Raw genomic sequence first — 19673 nt, 5'->3', positions numbered from 1 at the left:
GCTGGGGGCGCGGCGGCGGGCGGGGGGGGGACCCACCCACACGCGGGCGCGGGGGGGGTGTGGGGGGCGGGGGCCCCCCCCCCCGCGGGGGGGGGGGGCCCCGCGCGGCCCCCCGGGGGGGGGGGGCGGGGCCCCCCCCCCCCCCCCCCCCCCGCCCCGTCCGTTTTCGTCCCTCTCTGCGTGACCCTTATCTCTCCTGGTGCAATCAACCGGAAAGAGGTGCGAAGGCGACAATCGGTACGCGGCTGTCGCCGGGTTGGCGTGTATGTTCCGGGGCCGAGAGCCATGGAAGGGACCAATCCGGTGAACAAGAAGCTCGCGGCCGCGCTGTCCGGCGGTGCGGTACTGGTACTGGCGCTGTCCGGGTGCACCAGCAGCGACAAGAGCGACACCAACGACAAGCTCGACGGCTGGGCCAAGCAGGTCTGCGACGCGGTGCAGCCGCAGGCGAAGAAGATCGCCGACGCCAGCGCCGCGATCCAGAAGGAGACCTCGGACAACAGCACGCCCGAGCAGGTCCAGAAGGCGGACGCCCAGGCCTTCCAGGACATGTCCGACGCCTACAAGGCGATCAGCGCGTCCGTGCAGCGGGCGGGCGCGCCCGAGGTCGAGAACGGCGCGGCCAAGCAGAAGAACGCGGTCAAGGAACTCGACGGCATCTCCACGGCGTACGCCGCCCTGAAGAAGCAGGTGGACGGACTCGAGATCAAGAACCAGGCCAAGTTCGCCGACGGGCTCACCGGCATCGCGACCCAGCTCGACAAGCTGAGCAAGAGCGGGAACAACGCGCTCAAGGAGCTGGAGGCCGGCGACGTCGGCGCGGCGATGGCCAAGCAGGGAAGCTGCAAGACCGCCTCCGCGCCCGCCTCGGCCCCGGCGACGACCGGCTGAACGGCGCGTTTCGGTTGCCCGGTGGGGCGGTGAGGGCCGCCCCACCCGAGCCACAATGGGGGCGTGAGTAACTCCAGTCTGTCCACGCTGCCCTCCACCGATCGCACCGATGTCACCGCACGGCTGCGGGATGCCCTGCTGGCGGCCTCCTTCACCGCCGACGGGCTGCTCGAACTGCTCGGTGCGCCCGCGTACGCGGCGCTCGCCCGCAGCGAGACCGTGCCCGCGCTACGGGCCACGCGCGGGGACACGCCGTTGGAGACCCTCGTACGGCTGTTCCTGCTGCAACAGCCCGTGCCGCCCGCGCGGCTGGCGGACGTCCTGCCCGTGGACACGTGCCTGGACGCCGGCTGGCTGGCGCGCACCGGGGGCGGCGAACTGGCCGCGACCCTGGACGTCCGGCCGTACGGCGGCTCCGGCGACGAGGACTGGTTCATCGTCTCCGACCTGGGGTGCGCGGTCGGCGGGGCGGGCGGCATCGGCAGCGGGGACGAGCAGGTCGTCCTCGGCGTCGGCGGCGCGTCCACCACCCTCGCCGGTATCACCGTGCGCACCCCGGTCGGCTCCGCCCTGGACCTCGGCACCGGCTCCGGGATCCAGGCCCTGCACGCCGCCCAGCACGCCACGCGTGTGACCGCGACCGACGTCAACCCGCGCGCCCTGCACATCGCCGCGCTGACCCTGGCACTGTCCGGCGCGCCCGCCGCGGACCTGCGCCAGGGCTCGCTGTTCGAGCCGGTCCGGGACGACGAGACATACGATCTGATCGTTTCCAACCCGCCCTTCGTGATCTCGCCGGCCGCCCGGCTCGTCTACCGCGACGGCGGGATGAGCGGGGACGATCTGTGCCGCACGCTCGTTCAGCAGTCGGGGGAGCGGCTGAACCCGGGCGGGTTCGCGCAGTTCCTCGCCAACTGGCAGCACGTCGAGGGGGAGGACTGGCAGGACCGGCTGCGCTCATGGGTGCCGCGCGGCTGTGACGCCTGGATCGTCCAGCGGGAGATCCAGGACATCACCCAGTACGCCGAGTTGTGGCTGCGGGACGCGGGTGACCACCGCGGCGACTCGGCGGAGTACCAGGCACGCTACGACGCGTGGCTCGACGAGTTCGAGGCGCGCAAGGTCCGGGCGGTGGGCTTCGGCTGGATCGCCCTGCGCCGGACGGACGCCGCCGAGCCGTCGATCACGGTCGAGGAATGGCCGCACCCCGTCGAGCAGCCCCTCGGCGACACGGTGCGCGCGCACTTCGACCGCGTCGACTACCTGCGGCAGCACGACGATGCGGCCCTGCTCGCCGGGCACTTCAGGCTGGCCGCCGAGGTCGTCCAGGAGCAGGTCGGGCTGCCCGGGGCGGAGGACCCCGAGCACGTCGTGCTGCGCCAGAACCGCGGGATGCGGCGTGCCACCAGGGTGGACACGGTCGGCGCGGGCTTCGCGGGCGTCTGCGACGGCACGCTGAGCGCGGGGCGGATCCTCGACGCCATCGCCCAACTGGTCGGCGAGGACCCCGTATCGCTGCGCGACCGGACGCCCGCGCAGATCCGGCTGCTGGTGGAGCAGGGGTTCCTGGTCCCGGCCCGGTAGCGGGATCCTCGGGGGCGGTGCCTGGAGCGGCCGGGGGCGGGGCGGCCCGGGGGCGGTGCGGAGTGCCCTGCGCGGTGCCTGGAGCGGCCGGGGGTGGGGCGGTGCGGCGCGAGGCGGGGCAGGCCGGGGCCGGAGCGGTGTGCGGTGGGACGGGGCGCGTACGGCGCACTGGGCCGGGTCGGACCGGCGGGTGCGCCGGTACGGCCGCCTCCTGCGAGCTGTGCACGCCGGTGCGTCCCGGAGAGGCGCACGTCTCCCGCACGTTCCGGATGCTCCGGATGCTCCGGGAACGCCTACGTCTCCCGTGAGCTCCGGAAACGCTCACGGCTCTCGGACACTCGTGCGCCGGAACCGGCCAACATCCTGTCCGTCGGCCGATTCCGGACGGTCGGGGCTGCGGCCGACTCCGGGTCGCCTTCGCCGGGGTCGCGGCCGGGGCCCGGAGCCGGGATCAAGGGCGGATCGGGATCGAAGGCGGATCGGGATCGGGCCCCGGCCAGGCAGCCGGGCCCCGGGCCGGTAGTCGAGCCCCGGGCCAGGCAGGGGCGGATGGGTGACGTAGACCGGGCGGGCCCTGGCGTGTTCACCCGGGGTTCGCGTGGGCGCCGTCCGGATGTGGCAGCCTCCCGTCGCTGGACAGAGCGGGAGCGGGAGGAACGGACCATGGAGAGCGGACCGGCGATCTTCGCGGGCACGGTGTTCGCCCTGTTCGGGGCCGGGCTGCTGACCTGGACCGCGACCCGGCTGCACCGCGGTGAGCCCGTCGCCGCGGGTGTGAGCCGCGTCGCATCCGCCGCCCTCGCGAGCGTCACCGGTCTGGCCGCGCTCGCCGCCGGGGCGTGGTGCCTCACGCGCCTCTGACATCACGGTTCCCGGGTTCACGCCGACCGGGACTCCGGTAATGGGGAGATCACACTCCGGAAAGGCCCGGCAGGGCTGTCCGTCACTCCGGGCGGCAGGAATGCCGGTAGTCGGGTTACCGTTCGAGTGGCCGTTGCGGGCTTTTCCCGTTTGACACGGGGGCGGGATGTACCGTCACACTCCGCAGCGTCACCATGACCCGACCCCGGGACGAAGGCCTGGGGAGGCCCCAGCCGACCGGAGAGAAGAGCGAAGTTGTCCCCGACCAGCGAGACCGCGCACGGCGGCCGCCGACTCGTCATCGTCGAGTCGCCTGCCAAGGCGAAGACGATCAAGGGCTACCTCGGCCCCGGCTACATCGTCGAGGCGAGCGTCGGGCACATCCGCGACCTTCCGAACGGCGCCGCGGAGGTGCCGGAGAAGTACACGGGCGAGGTGCGCCGCCTCGGGGTGGACGTCGAACACGACTTCCAGCCCATCTACGTGGTCAACGCCGACAAGAAGGCTCAGGTCAAGAAGCTCAAGGACCTGCTGCGCGAGTCCGACGAACTCTTCCTCGCCACCGATGAGGACCGCGAGGGCGAGGCCATCGCCTGGCACCTCCAGGAGGTGCTGAAGCCCAAGGTCCCGGTCAAGCGGATGGTCTTCCACGAGATCACCAAGGACGCGATCCAGCAGGCCGTACGCAACCCGCGCGAGCTGAACCAGCGACTCGTCGACGCCCAGGAGACCCGCCGCATCCTCGACCGCCTCTACGGCTACGAGGTCTCGCCGGTCCTGTGGAAGAAGGTCATGCCGCGGCTGTCCGCGGGCCGCGTCCAGTCCGTGGCGACCCGCCTGGTCGTGGAGCGCGAGCGGGAGCGCAGGGCGTTCCGCTCCGCCGAGTACTGGGACCTGACCGGCACCTTCGGCACCGGGCGCACGGGCGACTCGTCCGACCCGTCGACGCTGGTGGCACGGCTGGCGGCGGTCGACGGCAAGCGCGTGGCGCAGGGCCGTGACTTCGACTCGCTGGGACGGCTGAAGAGCGCCAACACGCTCCACCTCGACGAGGCGAACGCCCGTGCGCTCGCCGCCGCCCTGGAGAACACCCGGTTCTCGGTCCGGTCGGTCGAGTCCAAGCCGTACCGCCGCTCGCCCTACGCGCCGTTCCGCACCACCACCCTCCAGCAGGAGGCCAGCCGCAAGCTCGGCTTCGGCGCCAAGGCCACCATGCAGGTCGCGCAGAAGCTGTACGAGAACGGCTTCATCACGTACATGCGTACGGACTCCACGACCCTGTCGGAAACGGCGGTCACCGCGGCACGTGCCCAGGTCACCCAGCTCTACGGCGCGAACTACCTGCCCGAGCAGCCGCGCACCTACGCGGGCAAGGTCAAGAACGCGCAGGAGGCGCACGAGGCGATCCGGCCCTCGGGCGACCGGTTCCGCACCCCGGCGGAGACGGGCCTGACCGGCGACCAGTTCAAGCTGTACGAACTGATCTGGAAGCGGACCGTCGCCTCCCAGATGAAGGACGCCACCGGCAACTCGGTCACCGTCCGCATCGGCGGCACCGCCGCCGACGGCCGGGACGCCGAGTTCAGCGCCTCCGGCAAGACGATCACCTTCCACGGCTTCCTGAAGGCCTATGTCGAGGGCGCGGACGACCCGAACGCCGAGCTGGACGACCGCGAGCGGCGGCTGCCGCAGGTCGCCGAGGGCGACCCGCTGACCGCCGAGGAGATCACCGCCGACGGCCACGCGACCAAGCCCCCGGCCCGCTACACCGAGGCGTCGCTGGTCAAGGAGCTGGAGGAGCGCGAGATCGGCCGTCCGTCGACCTACGCGTCGATCATCGGCACGATCCTCGACCGCGGCTATGTCTTCAAGAAGGGCACGGCCCTGGTGCCGTCCTTCCTGTCCTTCGCGGTCGTCAACCTGCTGGAGAAGCACTTCGGGCGGCTCGTCGACTACGACTTCACCGCCAAGATGGAGGACGACCTCGACCGCATCGCCCGCGGTGAGGCCCAGGCCGTGCCGTGGCTGAAGCGGTTCTACTTCGGCGAGGGCACCGTCGAGGGCGTCGCGGCGGACGCGGGCAACGGCGACGGCGACCACCTGGGCGGCCTCAAGGAGCTGGTGACCGACCTGGGCGCGATCGACGCGCGCGAGGTGTCGTCCTTCCCCGTCGGCAACGACATCGTGCTCCGGGTCGGCCGCTACGGCCCGTACATCGAGCGGGGCGAGAAGGACTCCGAGCAGCACCAGCGCGCCGACATCCCGGCCGATCTGGCACCGGACGAGCTGAGCGTCGAGCTGGCCGAGGAGCTGCTCGCGAAGCCGAGCGGCGAGCGCGCGCTGGGCACCGACCCGGAGTCGGGCCGCCCGATCGTCGCCAAGGACGGCCGCTACGGCCCCTATGTGACCGAGATCCTCCCCGAGGGCACCCCGAAGACGGGCAAGAACGCGGTCAAGCCGCGCACGGCCTCGCTCTTCAAGTCCATGTCCCTGGACACCGTGACCCTTGAGGACGCGCTGCAACTGATGTCGCTGCCGCGCGTGGTCGGCGCCGACGCCGAGGGGCAGGAGATCACCGCGCAGAACGGGCGGTACGGCCCGTATCTGAAGAAGGGCACCGACTCCCGGTCGCTCCAGTCCGAGGACCAGCTCTTCACGATCACGCTGGAAGAGGCGCTGGCGATCTACGCCCAGCCCAAGCAGCGTGGCCGCGCGGCCGCCAAGCCGCCGCTGAAGGAGCTGGGCGAGGATCCGGTCAGCGGGAAGCCCGTCGTGGTGAAGGACGGCCGCTTCGGGCCGTACGTCACCGACGGCGAGACCAACGCGACCCTGCGCTCGGGCGACAGCGTCGAGACGATCACTCAGGAACGCGGCTTCGAGCTGCTCGCGGAGAAGCGCGCCAAGGGGCCCGCCAAGAAGACGGCGAAGAAGGCCCCCGCGAAGAAGGCACCGGCCAAGAAGGCGGCGTCCACGGCGGCGAAGAAGACGACCGCAAAGAAGACCGCGGCGAAGAAGACCGCGACCGCGGCCAAGAAGACGGCTGCCACTAAGACCGCGGCCAAGAAGACGACGGCCACGAAGACCGCGGCGGCAAAGACCGCGGCGGCAAAGACCGCGGCGGCGAAGACGGCGGCCTCGGAGGACAGCGCCGAGGACTGAGCGCTGAGCGGGTGCGGGGCCGTGCCGCTTCTTTGCGGACGGCCCCGGTTCGCCGTAGCGCGTTTCCCGTTCAGCTCCTGCGGGTCCGTTCAGCTCCTTCGGTCCGTGCGGTCCGTGCGGTCCGTGCGGTTCGCGCGGTCCGTGCGGTTCGCGCGGTCCGTGCGGTTCGCGCGTCCGGTCGGGCTAGACCGGACGGGCGAGACCCGTCGGGTGTCCGTACCGCGGCCCCGTACGGGTCCCGTCGGCCTGGCCGGGCGGGCCGTCCGGGCGTGCCGTCCGGCTGGGCCGTGCCGGGCGCGCCGTCCTGCATCGTTTCGATGACGAGGCGTGCGCGCGTTCGGGCACCTGCCACGGGCTGTCGGTACCTGCCGATAGGCTGAACGCATGACGCGAGCCGAGCAGCCTACGGCCCAGATTCCGGCCCCCGACGACGCCCTGGTCGCAGATTCCCGCGAGCGTGCCGTCCGCGCCCTGCTGCGCCGACCGCAGCTGAAACGGTTGTGGAGCGTGCAACTCGTGGGCGGCGTGGGCGACGCCCTTGCCCTCTTCGTCCTTGTCATGCTCGCCCTCCAAGCGGCCATCACCGAGGGCCCCTTCGGCGGCGGCTACCGGGGCGTGGCCTTCGCGATCGCGACCGTCTTCGGTGCGCGCATCCTTGCCGTGCTGCTCTTCGGAGCCGTGCTGCTCGGCCCGCTCACCGCGCTGACCTCCAAGGAAGGTCCGCTCGACCGCCGCTGGACCATGGTCGGCGCGGACGGCGTCAGGGCCGCCCTGCTGATCGTGGCCCCCCTCTGGACCGACTGGACCCCGGGCAACGCGCTCGCGTTGCTGCTGGTCACCGCCTTTGTCACCGGTGTCGCCGAGCGCTTCTGGACGGTGTGCCGCGAGAGCGCGGCGCCTGCCCTGCTGCCCGCCCCGCCGCCGGAGGGCGCGTCCGTGCGCCCGCTGCCGGACCATCTGGACGCCCTGCGGCGCCTGTCGCTGCGTACGGGATTCATGGCGGTGCCGCTGGCGGCCGCCGGGCTCGTCCTCGTCTCCCTGGTGAGCAATCTGCTGGGAGCGGGCGTCCTCTGGTTCGGCCAGCACCAGGCGGCGCTGGCCTCGTATGTCGCGGCGGGCCTCTTCGCGGCCTCCCTCTCCGTCGTCACCTCCCTCGAACTGCCCGACGCCCGCACCCCGCGCCCCCGGTCCCCCCTGGAGGGCCTGCGCCGGCCCCGGACGGACGGCGGCGTCGACAAGGGCCGTACGGGCGTGATCCCGCTGCTGATCCCGGCCTGCGCGGCCGTCGCCGGGGCCGTGGCGGCCGCCGTCGCGGTCTCCGTGCTGCTGGCCAAGGACCTCGGCGGCGGTCCGGTGCTGTACGGCCTGCTGGTCCTCGCGCTGACCGGCGGCACGGCCGTCGGCATCCGTACGGCACCCCGCGTGCTGCCGTCGCTGTCGCGGCGCCGACTGCTCGCCCTGGCGATCGCCTTCACCGGAATCGCGCTCCTTGCGGCCGGTCTGGTCCCGGACGTCACCTCCGTGCTGCTGATTGCCGCGCTCGCGGGCATCGGCGCGGGCGTCGCGGCGAACACCGGGCACACGCTGCTCGACCAGGAGACCGAGGACCACCGCCGGGCCCGCATCACGGAGCACCTCCAGGCGGTCGTACGGGTCTGTGTCGCCGTCACCGCGCTGGTGGCGCCGGTGGTGGCCGCGGCGATCGGCCCGCACCGGCTCCAGAACGGCAGGTTCGTCTTCGCGCACGGTGGCGCCGCCTTCACCCTGATGCTGGTCGGCGCGCTGCTGCTGCCGGTGGCGGCACTGGTCCTCGCCAAGGTCGACGACCGCTCGGGGGTGCCGCTGCGGCACGACCTGCGCGACGCCCTGCGCGGCGACGACCCGGTGGAAACGCCTGCGGGGAACGGTTTCTTCATCGCCCTGGAGGGTGGTGACGGGGCCGGGAAGTCCACCCAGGCCGAGGCGCTCGCCGAGTGGATCCGTGCCAAGGGGCACGAGGTCGTGCTGACCCGTGAGCCGGGGGCGACGCCCGTCGGCAAGCGGCTGAGGTCGATCCTGCTGGACGTCTCCAGCGCCGGTCTGTCCCACCGCGCGGAGGCCCTGCTCTACGCGGCGGACCGTGCGGAGCATGTCGACACGGTCGTCCGGCCCGCCCTGGAGCGGGGCGCGGTCGTGATCTCCGACCGGTACATCGACTCCTCCGTGGCCTACCAGGGAGCGGGCCGGGATCTGTCCCCCACCGAGATCGCCCGGATCAACCGGTGGGCGACCGACGGTCTCGTCCCCCATCTCACCGTGCTGCTGGACGTGGCCCCCGAGACCGCGCGCGAGCGGTTCACCGAGGCCCCGGACCGGCTGGAGTCGGAGCCCGCCGAGTTCCACGCGCGGGTGCGGTCCGGTTTCCTCACGCTGGCCGCCGCCGACCCCGGGCGGTATCTGGTCGTCGACGCGGGCCAGGAGCCCGAGGCCGTCACCACCGTCATCCGCCACCGGCTCGACCGGCTGCTGCCGCTGTCCGAGGCCGAGGTGAAGGCCCAGGAGGAGGCGCGCCGCAAGGCCGAGGAGGAAGCCCGCCGCAAGGCCGAGGAAGAGGCCGCGCGCAAGGCGGAGGAGGAGCGGCAGGAGCGCGAGCGTCAGGAACAGCTCGCCAAGCTCCGGGCCGAGGAGGAGGAGCGCAAGCGGCGCGAGCTGGAGGAGGCCCAGCGCCGCGAGGCGGAACGGCAGGCCGAGCTGGCCCGGGAGCGGGCCGAGGAAGCCCGTCGGCGCGCTGAGGAGGAGAAGGCGCGGCTGCTGGCCGAGGAGCAGGCCCGGCAGGCCGAGGAGGCCCGGCGCACGGCGCAGGAGGAGGCCCGGCGTCGGCAGGCCGAGGAGGAAGCCCGGCTGCGGGCCGAGGCCGAGGAACTGCGGCTGGAGAAGCAGCGCAAGGCCGAGGAGGCGCTGCTGCGGGCCGAACAGGCGCGGCGGGCCGCGGCCGAGGCGGCGGCTTCGACCTCGTCCGCGTCGTCACGCTCGGAGGCCCCGCGTACGGAGGCCCCGCGCACGGAGGCCTCGCGTACGGAGGCCTCGCGTACGGAGGCTCCGCGTACGGAGGCCCCGCGTACGGCCCTGCGTAAGGAGGCCCCGCGCAAGGAGGCTCCGGACACAGGGGCTTCGGACACGGGGGCTTCGGGTACCGAGGGTTCGGATGCGGCCGGTGGCGGTCGGTCCGCTTCCGGAGGCGGTTCCTCGCGACGCGGGACCCCGGCTGCCCGGCCGGACAGCGAGACCACCGTGCCCACGCCGTTCCCGGCATCGCCGGGTGCGTCCGGCGGGGCGGCGGACGAGACGGCGGTGCTGCCGCCGGTGCGTCCGGTGGAGAGCGAGGCGGAGACCACGGCGCAGCTGCCGAGGCCGCCGGCGCCGGAGAGCGCCGACGAGACGGCCGTGCTGCCCGCGGTCGCACCGGGAGCCGCCGACGAGACGGCCGTGCTGCCGCCGGTGGTGCCGGGTGCCGCCGACGAGACAGCGGTCCTGCCGTCCGTGCGGGGCGGTGGCCAGGCCGGTCCCGCGGACCGCTCGGACACCCCCGCGGACCGGGTGCCTCCGGGCTACTTCCGGGACGAGCGCGCGGAGCCGCGGACCGACGGAGCCGACGACCGTACGCGGGAGCTGCCCCAGCTGGACACCGAGGGCCGCCCCCGCCGCCGCCCCCGCCCGGACTGGGCGGAGGAGACCCCGCTCGACGACCTCCCGACCCTGGCGGACGAACTGCTCGGCCCGCGCGAGGACGGCGACTGGAACGACGCCGGTAACGACGCGAGCAGCAGGAACGACCGGAAGGGCAGGAACGACAGGAACAACAGGGGGGACAGGGACGACGAGCGGGGCCCCGGCCGCCGCTGAGAAGGCCGAAGAACCCGAGGAAGCCGGGAAGGCCGGGAAGGCCGAGGAGGCGGGCTTCGGGCCCGTTGTCAGTGGCGGCCCGCACAATGGACCGCGACAGGCGAGTTCACACGTAACGCAGGTGTGCAGGTACGACGGCAGGGTGGAAAGGCGGTGTCCCGTGACCGTATGGGACGACCTCGTGGGACAGGAGAAGGTGAGCGAGCAGCTCGGCGCGGCTGCCCGTGACGCCGACGCCCTCGTCACCGCGGCCGCCGTGGGCGCCCCACCGCCCGAGGCGTCCAAGATGACGCACGCCTGGCTGTTCACGGGCCCGCCCGGCGCGGGCCGTGCGCAGACCGCGCGGGCGTTCGCCGCGGCACTCCAGTGCGTGAGCCCCGACCGCGCGCTCGGCGGTGCCCCCGGCTGCGGCTTCTGCGACGGCTGCCACACCGCCCTGATCGGCACGCACGCGGATGTGACGACGGTCGCCGCCGTGGGCACCCAGATCCTCGCCGACGACATGCGCGACACGGTCCGCAAGTCCTTCACCTCACCGGCGAACGGCCGCTGGCAGGTGATCCTCGTCGAGGACGCCGAACGGCTGAACGAGAAGTCGGCGAACGCGGTCCTGAAGGCCGTGGAGGAGCCCGCCCCCCGCACGGTCTGGCTGCTGTGCGCCCCCTCCCTGGAGGACGTGCTCCCGACGATCCGCTCCCGCTGCCGCCACCTCAATCTGCGGACCCCGTCCGTGGAGGCGGTCGCGGACATGCTCGTCCGGCGGGACGGCCTGGATCCGGAGGCCGCCTTCGCCGCCGCCCGCGCCACCCAGGGCCATGTCGACCGCGCCCGTCGGCTGGCCACGGACGAGCGCGCCCGCTCCCGCCGGGCCGCCGTGCTGAAGCTTCCGCTCCGCCTCGACGACATCGGCGGCTGCCTCAGAGCGGCTCAGGAGCTGGTCGACGCGGCCGGCGAGGACTCCAAGCAGCTCGCCGAAGAGGTGGACGTCAAGGAGACGGAGGAGCTGAAGGCGGCGCTCGGCGCGGTGCAGGGCGGCCGGATGCCCCGCGGCACGGCGGGCGTGATGAAGGATCTGGAGGACCGGCAGAAGCGCCGTAGAACACGGACCCAGCGCGACAGCCTGGACCAGGCCCTGACCGACCTCACGGGCTTCTACCGCGATGTGCTCGCCCTCCAGCTCGGCTCCCGTATCGCCCTGGCCAACACGGACGCGCAGGACGCCCTCGACCGCCTGGCCCGGGGCAGTTCACCGGAGTCGACGCTACGCCGCATTGAGGCGATCGCCGCCTGCCGGGACGCCCTGGACCGCAATGTGGCGCCCCTGCTGGCGGTGGAAGCCATGACCATGGCCCTGCGCACCGGCTGAGATCTTCCGGGTCCTGGCGGTGTGCGGGGGCTCCGGCGCATTGACCGCGTCACTCGTACGAGCGGCGTCCGCGACGGTCGGCGATTGGCTCATTGCACAGGGTTACGCTCACGGGATGCAGACCAGGCGCATTTCCGGACCGTCCCCCACGCCCCGTAACCGCCGTCCACGCCGTCTCACCTCGCCCGTGTCCCGCCGCCTCCTCGGCCTTCTCCGGCCGTCCCGGATGCTGCGGACGGGCGGCGCCCTGCTCGCCGCCACCGCCCTGCTCGCATCGGCCTGCTCCGCCAGGGACGCGACCACCGCGACGACCGCGGACGCGGCCCTGGCCGCGCTGCCCCGCTCCACGCCGACGGCGCTGTCCCCGTACTACGCGCAGAAGCTCACCTGGACCGCCTGCAAGGTCCCCGGCTTCGAGTGCGCCACGATGAAGGCGCCCCGCGACTACGCCCGCCCGGCTGCCGGCGATGTCAGCCTGGCCGTGGCCCGCAAACGCGCCACCAGCCAGGGCACCCGTCTCGGCTCTCTGCTGGTGAACCCGGGCGGCCCGGGCGGCTCGGCCGTCGGCTACCTGGAGCAGTACGCGGGCGTCGGTTACCCGGCGGAGGTCCGCGCCCGCTACGACATCGTGGGCGTCGACCCGCGCGGCGTGGGCCGCAGCGAGCCGGTCGAATGCCTCACCGGACCTCAGATGGACGCCTACGCGGCGACCGACCTCACCCCCGACAACCAGGCCGAGGTGGACCGGCTCGTCGCCGCGGACAAGAAGTTCGCGGAGGGCTGCGGCCGCCGCTCGCCGACGCTGCTGCGCCATGTCTCCACGGTCGAGGCGGCCCGCGACATGGACATCCTCCGCGCGGTGCTGGGCGACCGGAAGCTGAACTACGTCGGGGCGTCCTACGGCACCTTCCTCGGAGCGACCTACGCCGGGCTGTTCCCGGAGCGCGTGGGCCGGATGGTGCTGGACGGCGCGATGGACCCGTCCCTGCCCGCCCGTAGGCTCAACGAGGGCCAGACGGCGGGCTTCGAAACGGCGTTCCAGTCCTTCGCGAAGGACTGCGTCCGCCGGACCGGCTGCCCGCTCGGTGTCCCGGGCACACCCCCGGCCAAGGTCGGCGAACACCTGAGCGCGTTCTTCCGGCAGCTCGACGGCTCCCCGCTCCCGACGGGCGACCGCAGCGGCCGCAGGCTCGGCGAGGCCCTGGCCACGACCGGAGTGATCGCCGCGATGTACGACCAGGGGACCTGGCCCCAGCTGCGCACCGCGCTGACCGCCGCGATGAAGCGCCACGACGGCTCCGCCCTGCTCGCCCTCTCCGACAGCTACTACGAACGGGACGCCCACGGCCGGTACGCCAACCTGATGTTCGCCAACGCCGCCGTGAACTGCCTGGACCTGCCGTCCGCCTTCTCCGGCCCGCAGGACGTGGAGAAGGCGCTCCCGGCCTTCGAGAAGGCGTCGCCCGTGTTCGGCGAGGGACTCGCCTGGGCGTCGCTGAGCTGCGCGTACTGGCCGGTGCGGGCGACCGGACGGGCGCACCGCATCACGGCCCAGGGCGCGGCGCCGATCGTGGTGGTCGGCACGACCCGCGACCCGGCGACCCCCTACCCCTGGGCCCGTTCCCTGGCCTCCCAGCTCTCCTCCGGCAGGCTCCTCACCTACGAGGGTGACGGCCACACGGCATACGGCCGCGGCAGCAAGTGCATCGACGCGGCGATCGACACCTACCTGCTCCGCGGCACACCCCCGGCGAAGGACACACGCTGCTCCTAGCCGCCCCCACCCCCCGGAAGCACCCCCCGGGGGGTGGTCGGACCGCCTCGGGAAACTGTGTAGACTTACCGCGTTGCTGATCGCACCATAGTGCGCGCAGCCCGCCGCCTTAGCTCAGATGGCCAGAGCAACGCACTCGTAATGCGTAGGTCTCGGGTTCGAATCCCGAAGGCGGCTCCATTCAGGCCCAGGTTAGATGCTATTTGACCTGGGCCTTTTGCTTTCCCTTGGTGATGGTCGACGGGCTTTCGCGCGGGTGAGGGGAGCGCATGCGGACAGCGGGAGCTTAGAGGTGCTGTTCGGGGAGCGAGCGGGGCCGGTGGCCTGTTGCGCTGAGTACGCGAGACCCAGCTGTGCAACGTTCCGGGATGGATGCCCAGATCCTCGGCCACCTCCGGAACCGGCTTCCCGAACTGGGTTGTTTGCCGCGGGTCAAGCCCACAGTGCGGCGAGGTCAAGGCGTGTGCTGTGGACGCCGTCTCGCCCGGCGGCCACCAGGTGGCCGTCACGGGTGACCGCCAGGGCTTGGCTTTGGTGCAGCGTCGGCAGGTCAGCCATCCGTCCGCTCAGCAGATGCCAGAGGTGGAGTCGCTGGTCGGACCAGGCAACGGCCAGCACAGGTCCGGCGTCCGTGTCGGCTGCGGCAAGGGCGGTCGGCAGAGCATCGCGACGCTCCACCGGGCTGGGTATGGCTTCTCCGGTTGTGGAGTCCCAGAGCCTGACGGTGCCGTCCAGGCTGCCGCTGATCACCAGGATGCCGTCGGTTTCGGCAGGTTCCAGGCAGGCTACGGCGGTCACGGAGGTGCGGTGCAACTGGATCGTGCGCGGGTCCACGGCTGGGTCGTGGAGTGGCCAGATGTGAATGCGGCCGTGGTTGTCGGCCACTACGACATGCTGACCGGTGGTCGCGACGGCGGTCGGCCGGTTTGCGGGGGAGACCAGCGAGGCGGCGTTGTGGTGCAAGGTGAGTCGGTCGGCACCGATGGGGACTGTGCTCGTGGTCGTGAAGCGGATCGGGTGCAGGGTTCCTGAACGGTCAAGTGCCAGCAGGCAGTCCGAGGACAGCGCGGTCAGCGCCGCGGGCGTCCAGAGTGCCCCGAAGCCGGGGGTGGCGACGGTGTGTCCGTCGGCGAGCGCATGCTGGTTCAGTCGGCCCAGCGCGTCCGCGGTCACGGCGGTGTCTGCCGATGCGGCGTCGCCGGGCAGGAGGGCGAGGGCGTCCGCCTTGCGGTGCGTCAGTGACCAGCGGGTGGCCCAGGAGCCTGACTCGGCCAATGGCCGCAGGTACTCGGCGAGAGCGGGATCCCGGCCGACCGCGGCTGTGTGCAGCAGCGCGGCCCGTTCGGTGTCCGTAAGGCCGGGGGCGGACAGTATGGGGGCGGCCCGTGTCCAGATGGCCCGCAGACTTTTGGGCGCGGGGACGGTGTGATCGGCAAGCGTGGCTGTGATGGCTGGGACTGAGCCGAGCGCCAGGTAACCGGGGTCTGCGAGCAGTTCGCCGACCCTGCCGGTGATGAGCGCCCGGTCGAGCGCGTGCTCGCGCTCGTCGGGCGCGGCAGTTCGCCAGTCCCGCTGCCCTGCGGTGGCGGGCCGGGAGGCAGGGAGCCGGCTCTCGTCGCTCTGCTCGGCCAGGTGTGTGCCCGACTCGTCTGGTCCGGCGGTATGACCGAGGTCCAGGATCATCGCCTCGTCGGCGTGTGCCAGGGCGGCGGTGTCGGCTTCGATGATCATGCGGACGTTCGGGAGTTGCAGCAGCGGTGTGATGAGGTCGCTGACGATCGCGCCCGGTGAGGAGGCTGGCAGACGCGCGGGGCCCCGGCCGGCCCGGTGCAGGTCGGTGACGACGAGAAGCACGGGCCGCGGGTCGGCTGCGAGGCGTTGGGCCAGCTGGGCCGGTTCGAGGGGGCCGTAGCCGAGGTGCCGGCCCAATTGCCAGGCCAGCGTCCGGGCGATCTGTCCTTGAGCGAAGCCCACCGCGTGGACGGTGATGCCGGGATGCTCCCCTGACGTGGCCAACAGCCAGGCCAGCAGGCGGGTCTTGCCGGCCCCACGGGGTCCGGTGACCCAGATGGTGCGGGGCTGGTCGCGCTGGAGGCCGGTGGCCCAGGCGAGCAGGGTCGGGGCGAGACGGGCCGCCGGGGCATCCAAGGGGAGCCCGGCCGCGATGCCGGATGCCGTCATGGCCGGTCCGCTCCGGTGGGTTTGGCGACGGCCTCCCGCAGTCGCCGGATTCCGGAGGCCCGTTCGGCGGCGGTGTCGCCGTAGGCGACGTTGTGGGTCAGCGAGGCGTCCGGGAACATCAACTGCAGCCACAGCGCGCAGTAGTGGCCCGGCATGAAGCACGCTTGCAGCTCGGTGTGGATGCGGGTGATCTGTTCGGGTTCGATACCAGCCGCGTACATGGCTGACCAGGTCCGCTCCTCGGGATGCACGCAGATGGACCCCGACTCGGTAACCCGGTGCCTGTCGCCGTCCGGGGCAACGAACTCGAATGTCGCGTAGACCTCGACGCTGCTGGTGGTGCGGATGTCTTCCAGCACCAGGGGCCACCAGTTCTCCGGGTCGGCGAAGGCCTGCGGGTCGGCGGCCCGCAGTGCCCGTTCCGTGGCGTGGAAGGTGGTGGCCGCCTCCTCGGGGTCATCGGTAGCGGCGATGGCTTCCAGAAGGGCGTCAAGCTCTAGCAGGCCGTCGGCGAACGCCTCAGGGGTGGAGTTCACGAACCGCTCGGGCTCGTCGTAGCCGATGAGGATGCCTCGGACGGTTCCCTCCGGGGTGACGCACAGCTCGAAAGCGCGGTCCGAGCCGAGCCTGGCCCAGGACAGGTGACCAGGCGCGTCGAGGTCCTTGCCGATGGACTCCGCGTACTCGCGGAGGGAGGCGGGCTCCTCCCGCAGGGTGTGGAAGTACGGGTTCACCCGAAGCGGCAGGGTCAGGGCGCCGATCCGTGCCAACACGGCAGCTTCTGGCATAGTCGGCACGGTGTGCCGGCCCTCGAATCGCCGGACTCCGGTCTCGCCGAACCGGACGGCGAGTCGCTCGCCGGAGCTTGTCACGTCATTCTCCTCAACGGGTGGTGGGCAGATCCGCGCGCGGCGCTAATCCTGCAGAAGGTTGCGCACATGCCTTAGGACCGCGAACCAGGACGATTCTGGATTCTCCATGGCAACGGGGTCGGCTTGGCGCATCCGGTGCACGAGCCTGTCCGCGGCGCCCTCGGGGTCGACGCCCTCGTCGGTGCTGGCCTCGGCGTCGTACTCCGGCCGTTCCTCCTCCAGCGCGTGCAGGAAATACGCCAGGGCGTCGACGCTGCTGTTGAGCAGGTGCGGAGCACCGTCCTCCGGGATGCAGTACACAATGCCGGTGGCGGTATCCACGATGACGTCGTCAAGGGCGATCCCTCCGAGCGTCAGCCAGGTCGACATGCCGAATGGGCAATTCGGGTACTTCTCCGCGACGGCCTGCCACGCCTCACCGCCGATCCGCAGGTCACCGTCGAGAAGGAACGGGTCCATCTCGAACCAGCCCACCTGGTCCGGGAGACCGACCTCGCGCAGGAAGACCCGGGTCGGCTCGTGCGCGATGGCAGTCAGCACGCCGTCGTCCAGAGCGACCAGATCGTCGGCGCTGAAGACCGACTCCATCCGAGACCGGTCGATCAAAGGGCTCATAAAATTCTGCACTTCCGGTCGGGATGGTCATCTGCCGACCCATATCATAGCATTCGCGGGAACTAATGCTCATTATTATGCAGCCCTTGGAAATTTGTCCAAGGGCTTCTTTCTTCCGGTCGCTCACCCGGGTATATTCTATTGAGCCGGTCCTCAATCTCGCGGTTTCCGTGCTCGACTGATTCCAAAGACGGACCGTACTCGATGCTGTGTGTGACGTTGGTATGGGGCATCCATTTCTGCACCCAGGCCGAGCAGTCGCTGCTGTTACTGCACGGTGCCCGCTCGGTGTAGAGATCCTTCACGTGGTGGCCACTCCCATTTTCAAGGAATGGTATCCCGAGCACCTTCTCGGAGTGGATCGGATTGTTGCTCCGGCCGACCATAATGAATTCTCGCTCACCCCCTTCCTGATCGTATCGGACCCGCATGGCGGCGTAGTTGTTGCTGGAGAAGACCGGCTCACCGGTCAGCTTGTGGGGCGTGTAGTTTCCGTAGCTTCCCTGTTCGTGCCGCGCCAGTGCGGTCGCCCGGGACAGGTCATCCTCATGGAACGGGACCTCCGTTGAGTGCTTCCGGGCTCGCGAGGCCCTCTCCTCATTGGTGCTTGCGCCCCAGGCGTAGGGGTTGTTCGGATTTTTTGGCCGACGGGGAACGGTGTCTTTATTCGCTCCATTCAGTTTCAGTGGCACGCCCAGCAGATCCCGATCCGCGTCGGTCAAATCGGCTGGGCCCTTCCCGGTGAGCCGTTGGATCTTCCCCCTGTCACCCAATAGGTAGACAGGCCTGTCTCCCAGTTGCCCCCGAAGCTCATCCCTGCTGGGCTCACAGCGGTGAATCCTGTGGAAATCTTCGGCGTGCTTCTTATCAATCTCAACGGTGTTGTCGGCAACCTTCTTCAGGTTCTTCCCCGTCGAGTGATAAAAATCCTTCACAGCCTTGCCGGCGTCCTCGCCGAGCGCTTTTCCCAGTTTCTGAGCCCCGTGCTCCAGCGCCTTGACGATTGGGTTGGTCACCGGACACTCACCCCCGCGATGTTGAGCTGGAACGCCTCCGCCTGGGCGGGGACCTTCTCTGCGCGGTCGTGCATGGTCACCGCGCGCGCTCCAAGCGCCTGAAACTGGATCGACCTGTACGTGTCGGCTCGCTGCCGACAGGGCCGCCGAGCACCTGCTCGGCGGCCTTCGCGATCGCCACCTCCGCCAGAACGCACATCGTCATTGCCGCGGCCTGATGCGCCACATATGTCGCGGTCGGCATCATCGGCTTCCTGCACAGCCCCATCCTTCGTCCTCGGCAGCTACTCAGGTGATCGCGACGCAATAGCAGGCATCAACCAACTCGTCCGTGTAGCTGGTCAACTGCCGCGCCTGCTCGGCCAGCAACTGCTCGCACGCGGCTCCCTGGTAGGCACCGCCACGCACTGCCGCGGTGGCATCCGGCGCGCGCTCACTCGAAACTCACCCCGGCCAACCTGGTCCGGAGCATTTCGGCGTGCGATGCGACCGTCCCGGCATGAGCGCGCATCAACTCCGCGTGCGTGTGCATCTGCTCCGGATCGATCGAGAAGCCCTCGCTCATCGGCCCGGTCCCGCCCTCGGTGCCGACGGACACCCCGAGCGCCGACTCGGCCGCCTGGAACACCAGCCCCGTCACCGCCCGCCCGACGACCTCGACCAGAGGATCGACAGCGGCCTCGATGACCTGCCCGATGATGTACTGCTCCAACTGCAGTTCCAGGAAGTCCATCAGCTTCTCGGCCGCCTCTACGACCAGTACCTCAGCGGCCTCGGCGAGACCGAGAGACGCCACCGCCGCCGCCTGGTCCGCGACGAAAGCGGCGGCCAGCAGGGTCAGTTCGGCGATGGCCTCCACCTTCATCCCCACGATCACGTCAGCCGCCACGTCCAGCGCGGTGGCCACGGTGTGACAGGCCTGGATCAACTCACTCATGTGGCTGTTGGACAGCTGTGCCCACTTCGCGAGCAGTGCCTCGTAGGAGGCCCCTTGGTAGGACGCGCCCAGCCGCTTGATCGTCGCGGTGGAGTCCTGATGCGTGTCGTCCACGTTCTCTGCGAACTCCCGCACGTGTGAGGCCAATTCACAAACCTTGTCCTCATTGACGTTCGGCCAGTTCACCCCGATGAACTGAAGGAACGACACCACCTCACCTGGCAGCTCTATCGCCATCCTGCCCCCCGTCGGTCATGTCCCCGACAGCCCATCATGCGTGGGGGCTCATCGTGAATACAAGGTGAGGCGAGCACAAACCGACCAACCGCATGTGCTTTGATCAGGCAGAACGTCATTCAGCAACATAGCCGGGCACCCCGCAGCACGAACGATCGCGGTGGCGTAATGCTGAGGTCTCGAGCTCGAATCCCGAAGGCGGCTCATCTGAAACCCCAGGCCGGATCCGGTTCGACCTGGGGTTTTGTCGTTCAATACGTGCGGCTACGGCGGCGGGAGCGGGCCGCGTGGGCGTCGG

At 71.1% G+C, this 19673-nt stretch carries 12 protein-coding genes and 1 tRNA gene; 8 read left to right on the top strand and 5 right to left on the bottom strand.

All coding sequences use genetic code 11. The features are described from left to right. Window positions 1-285: 285 nt before the first annotated feature. From ACIHAA_RS21045 to ACIHAA_RS21010, 8 genes are all read left to right on the top strand, one after another. Window positions 286-891 (top strand): small secreted protein, encoded by a 606-nt coding sequence (locus ACIHAA_RS21045; RefSeq protein WP_399819292.1) that lies wholly within the window; start codon window positions 286-288, stop codon window positions 889-891. 63 nt (window positions 892-954) lie between these two features. Beyond that, window positions 955-2475, top strand: coding sequence for a methyltransferase (locus ACIHAA_RS21040; protein WP_399819290.1), 1521 nt, complete (start codon window positions 955-957; stop codon window positions 2473-2475). Window positions 2476-3138: 663 nt separating this feature from the next. Further along, entirely contained in the window at window positions 3139-3336 is a 198-nt protein-coding gene (locus tag ACIHAA_RS21035) for a hypothetical protein (protein WP_399819288.1), read from the top strand. 255 nt (window positions 3337-3591) lie between these two features. Then, window positions 3592-6495: a type I DNA topoisomerase gene (gene topA / locus ACIHAA_RS21030; protein WP_399819286.1), complete on the top strand. Its 2904-nt coding sequence runs from the start codon at window positions 3592-3594 to the stop codon at window positions 6493-6495. A gap of 384 nt (window positions 6496-6879) precedes the next feature. Then, window positions 6880-10377, top strand: coding sequence for a dTMP kinase (gene tmk, locus ACIHAA_RS21025; RefSeq protein ID WP_399819283.1), 3498 nt, complete (start codon window positions 6880-6882; stop codon window positions 10375-10377). A gap of 160 nt (window positions 10378-10537) precedes the next feature. After that, the gene (locus tag ACIHAA_RS21020; protein ID WP_399819281.1) at window positions 10538-11743 is read left to right on the top strand and encodes a DNA polymerase III subunit delta'; all 1206 of its coding nucleotides are present in this window, start codon (window positions 10538-10540) and stop codon (window positions 11741-11743) included. 115 nt (window positions 11744-11858) lie between these two features. Continuing rightward, the gene (locus ACIHAA_RS21015) at window positions 11859-13517 is read left to right on the top strand and encodes an alpha/beta hydrolase (RefSeq protein ID WP_399819279.1); all 1659 of its coding nucleotides are present in this window, start codon (window positions 11859-11861) and stop codon (window positions 13515-13517) included. A gap of 103 nt (window positions 13518-13620) precedes the next feature. Next, window positions 13621-13697 (top strand) — tRNA-Thr (locus ACIHAA_RS21010). A 252-nt stretch (window positions 13698-13949) separates the two neighbouring features. Here the strand turns inward: ACIHAA_RS21010 and ACIHAA_RS21005 are convergent. From ACIHAA_RS21005 to ACIHAA_RS20985, 5 genes are all read right to left on the bottom strand, one after another. Then, entirely contained in the window at window positions 13950-15698 is a 1749-nt protein-coding gene (locus ACIHAA_RS21005) for a hypothetical protein (protein WP_399819277.1), read from the bottom strand. Further along, a complete protein-coding gene (locus ACIHAA_RS21000; protein ID WP_399819275.1) occupies window positions 15695-16570 on the bottom strand; it encodes a nucleic acid/nucleotide deaminase domain-containing protein in 876 nt (291 codons plus the stop codon). Before ACIHAA_RS21000 ends, ACIHAA_RS21005 begins: the two co-directional genes overlap by 4 nt. Before the next feature lie 42 nt (window positions 16571-16612). Beyond that, window positions 16613-17185 (bottom strand): SUKH-4 family immunity protein, encoded by a 573-nt coding sequence (locus tag ACIHAA_RS20995; protein ID WP_399819273.1) that lies wholly within the window; start codon window positions 17183-17185, stop codon window positions 16613-16615. A 62-nt stretch (window positions 17186-17247) separates the two neighbouring features. Continuing rightward, window positions 17248-18201: a nucleic acid/nucleotide deaminase domain-containing protein gene (locus ACIHAA_RS20990; protein ID WP_399819271.1), complete on the bottom strand. Its 954-nt coding sequence runs from the start codon at window positions 18199-18201 to the stop codon at window positions 17248-17250. A gap of 433 nt (window positions 18202-18634) precedes the next feature. Further along, complete coding sequence (locus tag ACIHAA_RS20985; protein ID WP_399819269.1) at window positions 18635-19375, bottom strand: WXG100 family type VII secretion target; 741 nt, start codon at window positions 19373-19375, stop codon at window positions 18635-18637. Window positions 19376-19673: the final 298 nt, after the last annotated feature.

It is taken from the genome of Streptomyces sp. NPDC052040 (assembly GCF_044548405.1).
In the GTDB taxonomy this organism is placed as follows: Bacteria; Actinomycetota; Actinomycetes; order Streptomycetales; family Streptomycetaceae; genus Streptomyces.
Note: the sequence above shows the minus strand (reverse complement) of the source record. Positions and strands in the feature narration are given on the sequence as shown.